Below are 15,253 nucleotides of genomic sequence, written 5' to 3'. Positions count from 1 at the left end.
GGAGGAATACCATATGGCACTTCGTACTATTATTACAAAAGGCGACCCGGTGTTGAATAAAAAGGCCCATCCGGTCACCAATTTTGATGAGAAGCTGGCGATTTTGCTGGACGACATGGTGGAGACCCTGCGGGACTCCGGCGGCGTGGGCCTGGCAGCCCCCCAGATCGGCATTCTCCGCCGGGTCGTGGTGGTCATCAACGAAGCGGATCAGGTCATCGAGCTGGTCAACCCGGAGATCATCGCCACCGAGGGGGAGCAGGTGGGCTTTGAGGGCTGCCTGTCCGTGCCCGGCCGCTGGGGCAAAGTGAAGCGACCCATGAAGGCCAGAGTCAGGGCCCAGAACCGGCAGGGCGAGTGGTTTGAGGTGGAGGACGAGGGCCTGACCGCCCGGTGCTTCTGCCATGAGCTGGATCACCTGGACGGGCATCTCTTTACGGAACTGACCGACAAGCTCTATACCTCTGAGGAACTGGATAAGCTGATGGAGCAGGAGGACCAGGCGTGAGAATTCTCTTCATGGGCACCCCGGAATTTGCCGTCCCCTCCCTGGAGGCCCTGGTGGCTGCCGGGCACGAGGTATGCGGGGTGTTCTCTCAGCCGGACAAGCCGGTGGGACGGCATCAAAACAGACTCCAGCCAACACCTGTAAAGGAATGCGCCATCACATATAATATCCCGGTTTTCCAGCCCGTGAAGATGCGGGACGGCACCGCCCTGGCTCAGATCCAGGCTCTGGCGCCCGAGCTGATTGTGGTGGCGGCCTACGGCAGAATCCTGCCGGACGAGATTCTGGACTGCCCGCCCAAGGGATGCATCAATGTCCACTCATCTCTGCTGCCCAAGTACCGGGGCGCGGCGCCCATCAACTGGGCGGTCATCAACGGGGACACGGTGTCCGGCGTGACCATCATGCACATGGCCACCGAGCTGGACGCGGGGGATATTATCACCCAGGAGTCCACCGAAATTGGGCCGGATGAGACGGCGGAGGAGCTGTACCGCCGTCTGTCCATTCTGGGCGCCGGGCTGCTGGTCCAGGCGGTCAGCGCCATTGAGGCGGGCATCGCCCAGCGGACGCCTCAGAACGGGGCGGAGGCCACCCTGGCGCCCATGCTGGGTAAGGAGCTCTCGCCCATGGACTGGAGCCGCACCGCCCACGCCCTCCACTGTCAGGTCCGTGGCCTGCTGCCATGGCCGGTGGCGTCCACGGACAAGCTGACTGGCGAGACCATCAAGATTTACCGCACGGAGGAGACGGGGGAACGGACACAGGCCCGGCCCGGTACCGTTCTGGCCGCCGGGAAGCAGGGCATCGATGTGGCCTGCGGCGAAGGCACAGTGCTCCGCATCACCGAGCTCCAGGCTCCGGGCAAAAAGCGGATGAAGGCGGCGGACTATCTGCGGGGGCACCCCATTTCCACCCAGCCGCAGGACTGATTTTTGAAGCATGCAGCGGCATGATGGACAGACTGCTGCATCAAGACAGAGAGAAAGAGGGAAATACCCATGCCAAGCACCGAACAAACTGCCCGGGAGACTGCGCTGCTGGCGCTGTCCGCCTGTGAGCGGCAGGGGGCCTGGTCCGACGGGTTCCTGAAAAAGACACTGCGGGAGGCCGGGCTGGACAGCCGGGATGCGGCGCTGGCCACACGGCTGTGCTTCGGAGTGCTGCAGAACCGGTTGCTGCTGGATTTCTATATCGGAAAATTCTCCACCACACGGCCGGAGAAGATGGAGATCAAGGTGCGCAACGCCCTCCGCCTTGGAGTCTACCAGATGGCCTTTATGACCAAAATCCCCCACAACGCGGCGGTAAACGAGTCGGTGGAGCTGACCAAGAAGCACTGCAAAAACCCCCGGGCCGCGGGCATGGTCAACGGGGTGCTCCGGAACGTGTCCCGGAACATCGACCGCCTGCCGGTGATTGAGAGCGGCAGCCGGGAGGAATACCTCTCCATCCGGTACAGCCACCCCCTGTGGCTGGTGCGGGAATTTACCAATCTGCTGGGCAGCGAGGAGGCAGAGGCCCTGCTGGAGGCGGACAACGGCCAGCCGCCCATTACCGCCCAGATCAACACCTGCCGGGCCACCATGGAGCATACGCTGGAGCGCCTGGCGGAGGCCGGCGTGGAGGCCCATCCCCACCCCTGGCTGCCCGACTGCCTGGTGCTGTCCGGGACGGGGAATCTGGAGCATCTCACCGCCTTCCGGGAGGGGCTGTTCTATATCCAGGACCCGGCCGCCCGGCTGGCTGTGGAGGCTGCGGACCCCAGGCCGGGAATGAGGGTGCTGGACGCCTGCGCCGCCCCCGGGGGCAAGACCTTTGCAGCCGCCATCCGCATGGGCGGAGCGGGAGAGATTCAGTCCTGCGACATCCACGCCCACAAGGAGAAGCTGATCCAGGCCGGTGCGGAGCGGTTGGGCTTCACCTGTGTCAAGACCGCTGTGATGGACGGAAAGAAGCACCGCCCTGCCTTCGAGAACGCCTTTGATGTGGTGATTGCCGACGTGCCCTGCTCCGGACTGGGCATTATCCGCAAAAAGCCGGATATCCGCTACAAGGACCCGGAGCCGCTGGCGGGACTGCCGGCGGTACAGAGCGCCATTCTGGACAACGTGGCCACATATGTAAAGCCGGGCGGTGTGCTGCTCTACGCCACCTGCACGCTTCTGGAGCGGGAAAACGGCGATGTGGTGCGCGGATTCCTTGACAGGAATAAAGACTTTACACTTGAGAAATTTCAACTGCCGGAACCGCTTGGAAGGGCGGAGAACGGCATGTTCACCTTCTGGCCTCAGCGCCATGGGACCGACGGATTCTTCATCGCAAAGCTGAGGAGGAACACCTGAGCGGCATTGCCGCTTCAAGGAGCGACACAGATATGATCGACATCAAATCCATGAACCAAGCGGAGATGGCAGGCTATTTTCGAGAACTGGGAGAGCCGGCCTTTCGGGCCAAGCAGGTGTTTCAGTGGCTCCACCGAGGCGCCGTTTCCTTCGACGATATGACCAATCTCTCCAAGGGCTTGCGGGAGAAGCTCCGGGGCAGCTGCTATATCACGGCCCCCGTTGTAGAGCGAAAACAGGTCTCAGCCCAGGATGGAACCATAAAATACCTCTGGAAGCTGAGGGATGGAAACTGTATTGAAACTGTTTTGATGCGCTACCACCATGGGAATACTGTATGCATCTCTTCCCAGGTGGGCTGCCGGATGGGATGCGCCTTCTGTGCGTCCACACTGGGCGGCAAGGTAAGAGACTTGACACCATCTGAAATGCTGGACCAGGTCCTCTTTACCCAGTTGGATTCCGGGGCGCCTGTCTCCAATATTGTGCTGATGGGAATCGGTGAGCCGCTGGACAACTTTGACACGGTTATGCGCTTCCTGGAACTGGTAAACCACCCGGAAGGACTCAATATCGGCATGCGCCACATCTCTCTGTCCACCTGCGGCCTGGTCGAAAAAATTGACAAACTGGCCGATCTTCGGTTACAATTGACGTTGTCCGTCTCCCTGCATGCGCCGGACGACGAGACCCGCTCCCGCATCATGCCGGTAAACAAGGCTGTTGGTGTGGAGCGGCTGTTCAAAAGCTGCCGCCAGTATTTCGAAAAGACCGGGCGGCGGATTTCCTATGAGTACGCCATGATTGACGGCGTCAACGACTCCGACTGGCAGGCCGACCTGTTGGCCAAGCACCTCAAGGGAATGCCGGGGCATGTAAACCTGATCCCGCTCAACGAGGTAAAGGAGAGCCCGCTGAAGCCAAGCCGCAGGGTAGAGGCCTTCCAGAAGCGGCTGGAGCAGTATGGCATCACGGTAACGGTGCGGCGCAAGCTGGGCGGAGACATCGACGCATCCTGCGGCCAGCTGCGCAGAAAGGCCATGCAGGAGAGCTGAGAGAAGACGCCGCCCGCTTGCGGAGGGCGGCAGAGAGAAAACTGTCCGCAGAGAAGAGGCAATCGACATGATAAAAGCGTGGGGTATCACGGATCGTGGTGCCGTCAGACATCAGAATCAGGATGCCTATTACCTGGACGTTCCGGACGAAGGTCTGGCATTGGCGGTTGTCTGTGACGGAATGGGCGGCGCCAAAGCGGGCAATGTGGCCAGTACGCTGGCAGTGGATGCATTTGTAGAGGCGCTGCGCAGCGGCAATATTGATGCCCAGGAGCCGGACGAGGCCCTCGCCGGGGCCGCAGAGCTGGCCAACCGCGCGGTCTTTGACCGGGCGGGCAGCGATCCGGCCTGTCAGGGCATGGGAACCACCATGGTGGCGGCGCTGGTGTCCGGGCGGAGGGCCCATATCCTCAACATCGGAGACAGCAGGTGCTACCTGGCAGCCGAAGAGGGGATTACCCGCGTGACCCGGGACCACTCCGTGGTGGAGGATTTGGTTCAGAAGGGCCGGATTACGCCCGAGGAGGCCCGGCTTCATCCCCGTAAGAACCTGATTACACGGGCACTGGGCGCGGAGGAGCATGTGCGAGCCGACCTTTATCGCCTGGACCTGAAGGATGGGGACTGCCTTCTGCTGTGCTCCGATGGGCTGTCCAACATCGTTACGGATCAGGAGATACTCTATGAGATTATCCACGGCGGAGAAAGAGCGGACTGCTGCCGACGGCTGCTGGATATCGCCATGTCCCGGGGCGCGCCGGACAATGTGACGGCAGTGCTGCTTCAGGCATGACGTATTGTGCCGCACCCAGTGTGCGGCAGATGCCGGCTGTCGGGCAAAAACGGACAGCAATGCGGCGTATCCCGGCTTTTCCGCACAGCCGCACGAAAATCCGGCCATTCTCACCTGACGTGAACAAGGCCCCCGAGGAGGAGATTTACCATGGATCAATACATAGGTAAATTACTCGATAACCGATATGAAATTCTGGAGCGCATCGGCTCCGGCGGCATGGCAGTGGTATACAAGGCCCGCTGCCACCGGCTCAACCGGCTGGTTGCCATCAAAATTCTGAAGAGCGACCTGGCTCAGGACGCTGAGTTCCGGCGCCGGTTTCATGACGAGTCCCAGGCTGTCGCCATGCTGTCCCACCCCAATATCGTTGCGGTGTACGACGTCTCCCACTCTGACGATCTGGACTATATCGTGATGGAACTGATTGACGGGATTACCCTCAAGCAGTATATGCAGAAGAAGGGAGAGCCGCTGAACTGGCGTGAGGCGCTGCATTTTATCACCCAGATTATGAAGGGCCTCTCCCACGCCCACAGCCGGGGCATTATCCACCGGGACATTAAGCCCCACAACATCATGGTGCTGCGGGACGGCAGCGTGAAGGTGGCTGATTTCGGCATTGCCCGGCTTACCTCCGCAGCGCAGAACACCCTGACCCAGGAGGCGCTGGGATCTGTCCACTATATCTCGCCTGAGCAGGCGCGGGGCAGCTATATCGACGCCCGCAGCGATATCTATTCCGCCGGTGTGGTGCTCTATGAGATGCTGACCGGCCGCCTGCCCTATGAGGGAGACTCTCCCATCTCGGTGGCCATCCAGCACATCAACTCCATCCCGCTCTCGCCCCGTGAGATTAACCCGGATATCCCGGAGGCGCTGGAGGAGATCACCATGAAGGCCATGGCCTCCAACGTGGACCAGCGCTATATCTCCGCCGACGCCATGCTGGCGGATTTGGAGGAGTTCCGGAAGAACCCAAGCATTAACTTTGACTACGCGGATGTAGACCTGCTCAACAGCAGCGACGAGCCTACCCAGGTCATGAAGACCGGTGGGATGCACAGCAATACGCTCCACGGAGCGGGCGGCGCGGCGGCCCGCCAGACTGCCGGAAATGGTCAGAGGAGGGGCACACCGGAGCCCCAGCGGCACCGCAAGAGCCGGGAGGAGGACTACGAGGACGATTATGACGACGTTGACCGCCGCGATCGGTCGGAGAAAGGCAGCCCGGTCCCGATCATTCTTGCCATAGGTGCCATTATCATCTTCCTGGCGGGAATCGGATATTTCCTCTGGGTGTCCTTCCTCGGCCCCCTGCTCAATCCTGACATCCCGCTCTATACCACCCCGCGGGTCGTGGGGATGACCCTGGAAGAAGCACAGAATAGCAGCACTGTACTGGATAATGGCTTTACAGTGGAAGTCGAGAAAACAGTGGAGAGCGAGGAATACCCGGAAGGGGAAATCATGGAGCAGAGTCCTGAGGCCAACACTCAGGTCCAGTCCGGCGAACGTACCATCAAGGTGACGGTCAGCGGCGGAAGCTCCTCTGACATTAAGATGGACGACTATGAAAACAGAAGGCTGGACGAGGTCAGGACCCTGCTGGAGAGCAAAGGAATTATTGTAAATGTGGAAGAGCAGTCCTCGGAAGAAGTGACAAAGGACTATATCATCTCCCAGAGCCCTGAAGAGGGGACCGCGCTCAAGGCGGGAGATGAGGTTACGCTGGTGGTGAGTACCGGACCCAACCTTGAGCCCGTCACCATGATTGATCTGCGGGGTCTCACTCTGGAGAAAGCCAGAGAGTGGTTGGATAAGATGGACCTGATTTTGGGAACCCCTGTGGAGGTCTATGACGACGTCCAGCCCGCCGGTGTTGTGGTCAGCCAGGACAAGGAGCCCAGCACCGAGGTCCTGCCCAAGACCATTGTCAACCTGACGGTCAGCAAAGGACCGGACCCCAATGCAGGGGCCACCGAGTCGCCCGAGCCCTCCGAGAGTGGCGGTGAACCTGCTACCCCACCGCCTACGGAGAGCACGGAACCCAGCCCGTCCCCCTCGCCCTCTCAGCCCACTGTACAGAAGACCATCCGTATTGAACTGCCTTCCGACCGGGATCTGGTCCACGTGGTGGTGACAGTAAACGGGCAGACCCAGTACGATGACACGGTTGATACGGTATTCCGGGTGATCACGCCGCCCCTTACTGCGCCTGAGGGCACCATGCAGGCGGAGGTGTGCGTGTACCTGGACGATCAGCTCCAGAGCACAACCTATATTGATTTTGTAAAATGAGGGAAGGCATTATTTTAAAAGCCCTCAGCGGCTTCTATTATGTGGACGACGGAAGCGGCGCCCCCCCGACAGCCTGCCGGGCCAGGGGGCGCTTCCGCCACGCCAAAATCTCCCCGCTTGTGGGAGATCGGGTCCGCTTTACGCCGCTGCCGGATGGCAGCGGTGCTGTGGACGAGATCCTGCCCCGCCGCAACCAGTTCCAGCGCCCGGCGGTGGCCAATATCGACCAGATGGTGATCATTGCCTCGGGCGCCGTCCCGGTTACAGATCCGTTCCTCATAGACCGCATGATCTCCTTGGCAACTTGGAAGGGCTGCGAAAGCATCGTGTGCCTCAATAAGTGCGATTTGGATTCTGCCCAGTCTCTCTATCAGATTTATCGGTCCGCCGGCTTTACGACGCTGCGTGTCAGCGCCGAAACAGGGGAGGGAATCGATGCGCTGGCTGAGATAATAGCCGGAAAGGTATCTGCCTTTACAGGGAACTCCGGCGTAGGCAAATCCAGCATCCTCAATGCGCTGGAGCCGGGCTTTGGACTTCCGGTAGGCGCGGTCAGCGATAAGCTGGGGCGCGGCAGGCATACGACCCGGCATGTAGAGTTGTTCCGGCTGAAAAACGGAGCAATTGTGGCGGATACACCTGGATTTTCCTCGTTTGATACGGAACAGATGGAGGGGTGCCGGAAGGAGGACCTTGCGGCAACGTTCCGGGAATTTGCGCCCTATCTGGAGCAGTGCCAGTTTACGGGATGTGCTCATGTAAAGGAAAAAGGCTGTGCAGTCCTTGCGGCGCTGAAGGAAGGGAAAATTGCGCCCAGCCGACATGCGAGCTATGTCCGCCTCTACGATGAGACGGCCCAGCGGAAGGATTGGGAAGAGAAAAAAGGGAAAAATAAGGGATAGATATCCCACCTAATGCGTGCTGCTTTTATTCAGAAGATTCGATAAGCAAGCTTTGATCAGACACCGCGCTGTCCGCTGCCAGATTGGATCGAGAGCGCCCCCGACACATGTGCCGGGGGCGCTCGTTTTCTTATTTGTCGAAGGCGGGGTTGGTGAAGTAGACGTTTTTCTGGTCCATCTTCTCCTTGGCCAGGCGGACTGCTTCGCCAAAGCGCTGAAAGTGGACGATCTCCCGCTCGCGGAGGAAGCGGATGACGTCGTTGACGTCGGGGTCGTCAGACATACGCAGAATATTGTCGTAGGTCACGCGTGCTTTCTGCTCTGCTGCGTCGGCATAAGAGCAACCTTAGGAAAGACGGCCCTTGAAGTCCTCATAGCCAAACTGCCGGACCACCCGCTGCTTGCCGTCCCTGTCCCTCCAGACGATGGAGGGGAGGGGCATGCCGTTGAAGGTGTTGGTCTTGACCATGGTGTAGAGAGCCATATCCTCAAAGACCAGAGTGTCCTCCTCCTGGAGGGGAGCGTCAAAGGAGTAATCCCCGATAATATCCCCAGCCAGGCAGGTGGGGCCGCCCAGACGGTAGGTATAGGGCTTCTCGCCGGGCTGCCCGCTGTTCTGAAGGGGAGGCCGGTAGGGCATCTCCAGCACGTCGGGCATGTGGCAGGCGGCGGAGGTGTCCAGAATGGCGATGTCCATACCGTTGTGGATGGTTTCCAGCACGCTGGTCACCAGGAATCCGGCATTGAGCACCACCGCCTCGCCTGGCTCCAGATAGACCTCCACGCCGTAGCGGTCTTTCAGACGGCGTACCAGGCCGACGAGCCGGTCCCGATCGTAGTCGGCCCTGGTGATGTGGTGCCCGCCGCCCAGATTGAGCCACTTCAGGCCCTTCAAATAGGGACCGAACTTTGCCTCAAAGGCGTCCAGAGTGGTCTCCAGATCGTCGGAGTTTTGTTCGCAGAGGGTGTGGAAGTGGAGCCCGTCCAGCAGCGGCAGCTGCTCAGGTTTGAAGTTGGCCAGGGTGGTGCCCAGCCGGGAGCCGGGGGCGCAGGGGTCGTAGATGGCGTGACCCTCCTGGGTGGAGCACTCGGGATTGACCCGCAGACCCACCTGCTTGCCCGCCGCCCTGGCCCGCAGGGCGTACTTCTCCAGCTGGCGGGGGGAGTTAAAGAGAAAGTGGTCGGCATACTGGAGAAGAGCCTCAAATTCATCCTCACGGTAGGCGGGGGAGAAGACATGGACCTCTCCGGGGAAGTGTTCCTTCCCCAGACGGGCCTCGTAGAGGCCGCTGGCGGTGCTGCCGGAGAGGTACTGTGCCAGCAGGGGATAGCAGGCGAACATAGAGAAGGCCTTCTGGGCCAGCAGGATTTTGGCGCCGGAGCGCTCTGACACATCCTTCAGGATCTCCAGATTGCGGACCAGCCGCTCCTCGTCCACCAGAAAATAGGGGGTGCGCAGCTCCGCCATGGCTCAGTCCACCAGGGCGGGGTTGTCGTTGATCTGCCAGGGCAGGCCCCACTTGTTCAGCGCGTCCATGTAGGGATCGGGATCAAACTCCTCCACGGTGTACACGCCGGGCTTGTTCCACTTGCCGGTGAGGAGCATCATGGCGCCGATCATGGCGGGCACGCCGGTGGTGTAGCTGATGGCCTGGGAGCCAACCTCCTTGTAGCACTCCTGGTGGTCGCACACGTTGTAGATGTAAGCGGTCTTCTCCTTGCCGTCCTTCTTGCCGGTGAAGATGCAGCCGATGTTGGTCTTGCCCACGGTGCGGGGACCCAGGGAGGCGGGATCGGGCAGCAGGGCCTTGAGGAACTGGATGGGCACAATCTGGTGGCCCTCAAACTCCACGGGAGTGGTGGACAGCATGCCCACGTTCTCCAGACACTTCATGTGGGTCAGGTAGCTCTGACCGAAGGTCATGAAGAAGCGGATGCGCTTGACGCCGGGGATGTTCTTGGCAAGGGACTCGATCTCCTCGTGGTGGAGGAGGTACATGTCCTTCTGACCCACCTGGTCGAAGTTGTACTCCCGCTTGATGGACATGGCGGGGATCTCCACCCAGTGGCCATTCTCCCAGTAGGAGCCGGGAGCGGACACCTCGCGGAGGTTGATCTCGGGGTTGAAGTTGGTGGCGAAGGGGTAGCCGTGGTCGCCGCCGTTGCAGTCCAGAATGTCGATGGTGTCGATCTCATCAAAGAGGTGCTTCTGGGCGTAGGCACAGTAGGCCTGGGTCACACCGGGGTCAAAGCCGGAGCCCAGCAGGGCGGTGAGGCCGGCCTTCTCGAACTTCTCCTTATAGGCCCACTGCCAGGAGTAGTCGAAGTAGGCGGAGAAGCCTTCCTCCTTGCAGCGCTTGTCGTAGACGGCACGCCACTCGGGGTCGTCGATGTCCTCGGGCTCATAGTTGGCGGTGTCCATGTAGTTGACGCCGCAGGCCAGGCAGGCGTCCATGATGGTGAGATCCTGATAGGGGAGGGCGATGTTCATCACCAGGTCGGGCTGAACCTTCTTGATGAGGGCAATCACCTCGTCCACCTTGTCGGCGTCCACCTGGGCGGTGGTGATTTTGGTCTTGGTCTTGCCTTCCAGCTGGGCCTTCACAGCCTCGCACTTGCTGACGGTGCGGCTGGCGATGCAGATCTCCTCAAAAACCTCGCTGTTCTGGCAGCACTTGTGAATGGCCACCCCGGCCACGCCGCCGCAGCCGATAATCAGAACCTTTGCCATGTTTCATTCCTCCTGTATGTTGAAAAATAACAGACACTCAATTCCCACTGCTGAGGGCCAGCAGCATCTCACGGACCACCTTGGCGGCCACTGCGTTGGACACGCCGCTCTGGTCGAAGGGGGGGCAGAGCTCATTGACATCGCAGCCCACCACGTTGCAGCGGCTGCACACCAGAGTCACCGCCCGGCGCAGGGCGTCAAAGGACACGCCGCCGGGCTCGGGGGTACCGGTGCCGGGGAATACCGACGGGTCCATCACGTCCAGGTCCACGGTGAAGTAGACCGGGGCATTGCCCAGTCGATCCACCACGTCCTCCAGCCCCTCCAGGTCGAAGGGGTGGCAGGTCACATGGTCCCTGCCCCAGCGCCACTCTTCACGGTCGCCGGAGCGGATACCGAACTGAAAGATTTTGCCGTCGCCGGTCAACTCCCAGCAGCGGCGGATGACGCAGGCGTGGGACAGGGGCACGCCCAGGTAGTCCTCCCGCAGGTCAGTGTGGGCGTCAAAGTGGATGATGGCCACATCGGGATATTTCCGGCGCACAGCCCGGAAGGCGCCCAGGGTCACCAGGTGCTCTCCGCCGATGAGGAAGGGGCGCTTGCCGGCGGAGAGAATCTCCTCCGTCCTGGCCTCAATGTCCGCCAGCGCCAGCTCGGAGCTGCCCATGGACAGCTCCAGGTCGCCGCTGTCCAGCACGGCGCAGTCGGACAGGTCCCTGTCCTGATAGGGACTGTACAGTTCCAGTCCGTAGGACTCCCGCCGCAGGGCGGAGGGGCCGAAGCGGGTACCGGGCCGGTTGGAGGTGGTGGAGTCGAAGGGCGCGCCGAAGAGCACTGTTTCGGCCTGCTCAAAGGGGCAGTCGCAGCCCATATACACGTCAATCTGCGGATTCAACATTTTTCAGCAGCTCCTCTACGTAGGCGGGGATGTAGAACGCGCCCTTGTGCAGCATGGTGGTGTAGTATCTGCAGCTGAGCTTCCGGGCGTTCCAGCGGACCTCGTCCAGGTCCCGCAGGGGGTGGTACTTCTTGCTGGCAAAACCGAAGAGCCAGTGGCCGGAGGGGTAGGTGGGGATGTGGGCCTGGTACACCTTGGCCAGCGGGAAGGACTCCACAATCCGCTTGTGGGCCCGCTGGCAGGCCACGGCATCCTCCTGATAGAAGGGGCTCTCGTGCTGGTTGACCATGATGCCGTCCGCACGCAGGGCCTTGGAGCAGTTGCCGTAGAACTCCCGGGTGAACAGCCCCTCGCCGGGGCCGAAGGGGTCGGTAGAGTCCACAATGATGAGGTCATACTGCTCCACAGGGGTGCGGACATACCGCAGACCGTCCTCATAGTGAATGGACACTCGGGGGTCGTCCAGGCTGCAGGTAGTGAAGGGGAGATACCGCCTGCACACCTCCACCACCTGGGGATCGATCTCCACCAGGTCGATGTGTTCAATCTCCGGATAGCGGCACAGCTCCCGTACTACGCCGCCGTCGCCTCCGCCAATGACCAGCACGTCCTTCACGTTGGGGTGGACCGCCATGGGGATGTGTACCATCATCTCGTGGTAGATGAACTCGTCCTTCTCAGTGAGCATCATATAGCCGTCCAGGGTGAGGAAGCGGCCGAACTCCTGGGAGTCGAACACATCAATCCGCTGGAACTCGCTCTGGCCGCTGTACAGCTGCTTGTCCACCCGGATAGACAGCTTTACATTGGGGGTGTGGGCCTCACGAAACCAAAGCTCCATACCGTCAGTCCTCCTTTAAGTCCAAAACATTCAGGCAGGTGATATCAGGGTCCTCCGGGCCGGTCATGGAGCAGCCCTTCTCCTTGGCGTAGAGGATGTAGGCGATGATATCCTGCGTAATGCGCTCGCCCGGCGTAAGGATGGGGATCCCGGGGGGATAGCACATGACAAACTCACTGCACACACGGCCCACGGTATTCTCCAGCGGCAGGCACTCCTTGGGGGCGTAGAAGGCCCGCTGGGGGGACACCACCACCTCCGGGTCGATATACTCCTGTTTCATCAGCCCGGCGCTGCTATTCTTGCCGAAACGGCGGCGCACCTCGCTGAGGGCGCTCACCAGCCGTTCAATCTCTCTGGGCCGGTCGCCGATGGAGAGGTAGGCCAGAATATTGCCCAGATCGCCGAACTCGATCTGGATGTCGTACTCGTCCCGCAGCAGGTCGTATACCTCAATGCCCGCCAGGCCGATGTCCAGGGTGTTGACCGACAGCTTGGTGATGTCAAAGTCGTACACGCTGTCGCCGTTGATGAGCTCTCTGCTGTAGGCGTAGTATCCGCCGATGGCGTTGATCTCCTCCCGGGCGTAGTCTGCCATCCGCATCACCCGGCCGAACTCCTCCCGGCCCCGGAGGGCCAGGTTCCGCCGGGCGATGTCCAGGCTGCTGAGGAGCAGGTAGGAGGCGCTGGTGGTCTGGGTCAGGTTGATAATCTGCCGCACGTGGCCGGGGGACATATTGGGACCGGCCAGCAGCAGGCTGCTCTGGGTCAGGCTGCCGCCCGACTTGTGCATGGACACGGCGGCCAGGTCCGCGCCGGCGGCCATTGCGGACATGGGCAGGTCCTCGTGAAAATAGAAGTGGGTACCGTGGGCCTCGTCGGCCAGGCAGAGCATGCCGTGGGCGTGAGCCAGCTCCACAATGGCCTTCAGGTCGGAGCAGATGCCGTAGTAAGTGGGGTTGTTTACCAGCACCGCCTTGGCGTCCGGGTTGGCCAAAATGGCCCGCTCCACCTCGCTGACCTTCATGCCCAGGGGGATGCCCAGGCGGTCGTCACACTCCGGGTTGACATAGACGGGGACCGCGCCGCACAGCACCATGGCGCCCATGACGCTGCGGTGCACGTTCCGGGGCAGGATAATCTTCTCTCCGCCCTTGACCGCCGAGAGTACCATGCTCTGCACGGCGCTGGTGGTGCCGCCCACCATCAGGAAGGCATGGGCCGCGCCGAATGCGTCCGCCGCCAGCTCCTCCGCGTCCCGGATAACCGAGACAGGGTGGCACAGGTTGTCCAGAGGCTTCATAGAGTTGACGTCCATGCTCACGCAGGTCTCGCCCAGCAGCTTGGCCAGCTCCGGGTTGCCCCGGCCCCGCTTGTGGCCGGGAACATCAAAGGGAACCACACGCATGCTGCGGAAGCGCTCCAGCGCCTCATAGATTGGCGCGCTGGTCTGGTCCAGAACCGGCATGCTTCTCATCTCCTCCATCAGTAGATATTGCGGCCGCTGAAGATCTCGATCATCTCACGGCGGATATTGTCCATAATCTCCAGCCGCACCTGGGGAGGAAGCTCGTAGACGTCAGTCTTGAACAGATAGTTCTGCAGGTTGATATCCTTCAGCATCATCTTGGTGTGGTAGAGGTTGGCGCTGTATACGTTTACGTCCACCGCGTCGTAGCGGCGGAGGGTGGCCGGGTCGATGTAGTCCTGGATGGAACGGACTGTATGGTCCATGAAGAGCTTCTTGCCGTTCACATCCCGGGTGAATCCCCGGACCCGGTAGTCCATGGTGATAATATCCGAGTCAAAGGAGCCAATCAGATAGTCCAGGGTGGAAAGGGGGGTGATCTCGCCGCAGGTGGCCACGTCAATGTCTACCCGGAAGGTGGCCAGGCTGGTCTCCGGGTGATACTCCGGATAGGTGTGCACCGTCACATGGCTCTTATCCAGGTGGGCAAGCTGAGTTTTGCCCGCCGGGATCATGGAGCCCTCGGCAATGAGGATGGTCACCGAGGCACCCTGGGGTTCGTAGTCCTGCTTGGCGATATTGAGCACCTTTGCGCCAATCATATCGGTCAGGGAGGTGAGGATATTGGTCAGCCGCTCAGAGTTGTACTGCTCGTCAATATAGGCGATATAGTCCTTCTGCTCCCGGGGGGTCTTGGCATAGCACACATCGTAGATGTTGAAGCTCAGCGCCTTGGTTAAATTGTTGAAGCCGTAAAGCCTCATTTTCTCTCCCATTTCCCAACACTCCTGTCCGGGGCCTGTGCAGAGCCCCCGATACTTCCTGACAAACACGCGCCGAAAAAAGAAAAACAGGTAATGTGAAAACCACATTACCTGTAAAACAGTCTTTTTATAAAGCCAAACCATCCAGTCCACAGCGCGGCGCAAAAAGGGAACCGCAGCCAAACAGGCGGCAGAGCCCCGCTGAATCCTGAGAAGTCGGTTGATACAGCTTCATACAGAGTCTATATAGCAAATACTTACTTTTACTACTCTTATTGACCGTTTTACAAGTTGATGCGTGGATTTCACGCGGCGGTACCAGATAGAACCAACTTATAAAATTGAGCTTTTAACTCAATCAATAATGGCAACATTTCAGTTGCCTTCGGCAGTTGACCCGGCTGTCCGTATGGCCTTAACCCGAGCGGGTGGTCAGAAGAAATATTTGCATGGATACTCTGTAAAAACTCATATCACATGACAAGAGTCAGTATATCGAAAAAACCGGCATTTGTCAATGATTTTCCATCGCATCCGACATTTTGTGCGTGTAGGAGTACAATACATGTTGGACAAATGAATAAAAAAGGATGAAGGATACGGCCTCATCGGTTATAGTTGGAGTTGCAGACAACAACTGTACGAGA

Annotated in this window: 13 protein-coding genes and 1 pseudogene; 7 read left to right on the top strand and 7 right to left on the bottom strand. The window is 60.1% G+C overall.

The genetic code is table 11. The features are described from left to right. Window positions 1–13 precede the first annotated feature (13 nt). From def to rsgA, 7 genes are all read left to right on the top strand, one after another. On the top strand, window positions 14–508 hold the full coding sequence (def, locus tag QZY67_RS00775) for a peptide deformylase (RefSeq protein ID WP_294532270.1): 495 nt from the start codon (window positions 14–16) through the stop codon (window positions 506–508). Further along, the gene (fmt, locus tag QZY67_RS00770; RefSeq protein ID WP_295368103.1) at window positions 505–1,440 is read left to right on the top strand and encodes a methionyl-tRNA formyltransferase; all 936 of its coding nucleotides are present in this window, start codon (window positions 505–507) and stop codon (window positions 1,438–1,440) included. Before def ends, fmt begins: the two co-directional genes overlap by 4 nt. Window positions 1,441–1,509: 69 nt before the next feature. Further along, window positions 1,510–2,853: a 16S rRNA (cytosine(967)-C(5))-methyltransferase RsmB gene (gene rsmB / locus QZY67_RS00765; RefSeq protein WP_295368102.1), complete on the top strand. Its 1,344-nt coding sequence runs from the start codon at window positions 1,510–1,512 to the stop codon at window positions 2,851–2,853. A 32-nt stretch (window positions 2,854–2,885) separates the two neighbouring features. After that, window positions 2,886–3,908, top strand: coding sequence for a 23S rRNA (adenine(2503)-C(2))-methyltransferase RlmN (gene rlmN, locus QZY67_RS00760; RefSeq protein WP_295368101.1), 1,023 nt, complete (start codon window positions 2,886–2,888; stop codon window positions 3,906–3,908). 67 nt (window positions 3,909–3,975) lie between these two features. Next, complete coding sequence (locus tag QZY67_RS00755) at window positions 3,976–4,701, top strand: Stp1/IreP family PP2C-type Ser/Thr phosphatase (RefSeq protein WP_294532282.1); 726 nt, start codon at window positions 3,976–3,978, stop codon at window positions 4,699–4,701. A 150-nt stretch (window positions 4,702–4,851) separates the two neighbouring features. After that, entirely contained in the window at window positions 4,852–7,002 is a 2,151-nt protein-coding gene (pknB, locus tag QZY67_RS00750; protein WP_295368100.1) for a Stk1 family PASTA domain-containing Ser/Thr kinase, read from the top strand. Further along, entirely contained in the window at window positions 6,999–7,904 is a 906-nt protein-coding gene (gene rsgA / locus QZY67_RS00745; protein ID WP_295368099.1) for a ribosome small subunit-dependent GTPase A, read from the top strand. Before pknB ends, rsgA begins: the two co-directional genes overlap by 4 nt. 130 nt (window positions 7,905–8,034) lie before the next feature. Here rsgA and QZY67_RS00740 read toward each other — a convergent pair. From QZY67_RS00740 to speD, 7 genes and pseudogenes are all read right to left on the bottom strand, one after another. Next, window positions 8,035–8,232 (bottom strand): annotated as a pseudogene (locus QZY67_RS00740) (manganese catalase family protein); the annotation flags it as partial. Window positions 8,233–8,250: 18 nt separating this feature from the next. Next, window positions 8,251–9,372, bottom strand: a complete 1,122-nt coding sequence (nspC, locus tag QZY67_RS00735) for a carboxynorspermidine decarboxylase (RefSeq protein WP_295368098.1) — start codon at window positions 9,370–9,372, stop codon at window positions 8,251–8,253. Between the two features lie 3 nt (window positions 9,373–9,375). After that, window positions 9,376–10,635, bottom strand: coding sequence for a saccharopine dehydrogenase family protein (locus tag QZY67_RS00730; RefSeq protein WP_006572513.1), 1,260 nt, complete (start codon window positions 10,633–10,635; stop codon window positions 9,376–9,378). Window positions 10,636–10,672: 37 nt separating this feature from the next. After that, on the bottom strand, window positions 10,673–11,533 hold the full coding sequence (speB, locus tag QZY67_RS00725; RefSeq protein WP_295368096.1) for an agmatinase: 861 nt from the start codon (window positions 11,531–11,533) through the stop codon (window positions 10,673–10,675). Continuing rightward, a complete protein-coding gene (gene speE, locus QZY67_RS00720) occupies window positions 11,514–12,374 on the bottom strand; it encodes a polyamine aminopropyltransferase (protein ID WP_294537058.1) in 861 nt (286 codons plus the stop codon). The genes speB and speE overlap by 20 nt, the downstream gene beginning before the upstream one ends. A gap of 4 nt (window positions 12,375–12,378) precedes the next feature. Beyond that, a complete protein-coding gene (locus QZY67_RS00715; protein ID WP_366448915.1) occupies window positions 12,379–13,851 on the bottom strand; it encodes an aminotransferase class I/II-fold pyridoxal phosphate-dependent enzyme in 1,473 nt (490 codons plus the stop codon). Window positions 13,852–13,859: 8 nt separating this feature from the next. Next, window positions 13,860–14,618, bottom strand: a complete 759-nt coding sequence (speD, locus tag QZY67_RS00710; protein WP_294532914.1) for an adenosylmethionine decarboxylase — start codon at window positions 14,616–14,618, stop codon at window positions 13,860–13,862. Window positions 14,619–15,253 lie beyond the last annotated feature (635 nt).

The organism is uncultured Pseudoflavonifractor sp., assembly GCA_904419835.1.
GTDB lineage: Bacteria > Bacillota > Clostridia > Oscillospirales > Oscillospiraceae > Pseudoflavonifractor.
The sequence above is the reverse complement of the archived record's forward strand: the minus strand, read 5'-3'. Positions and strand labels throughout refer to the sequence as shown.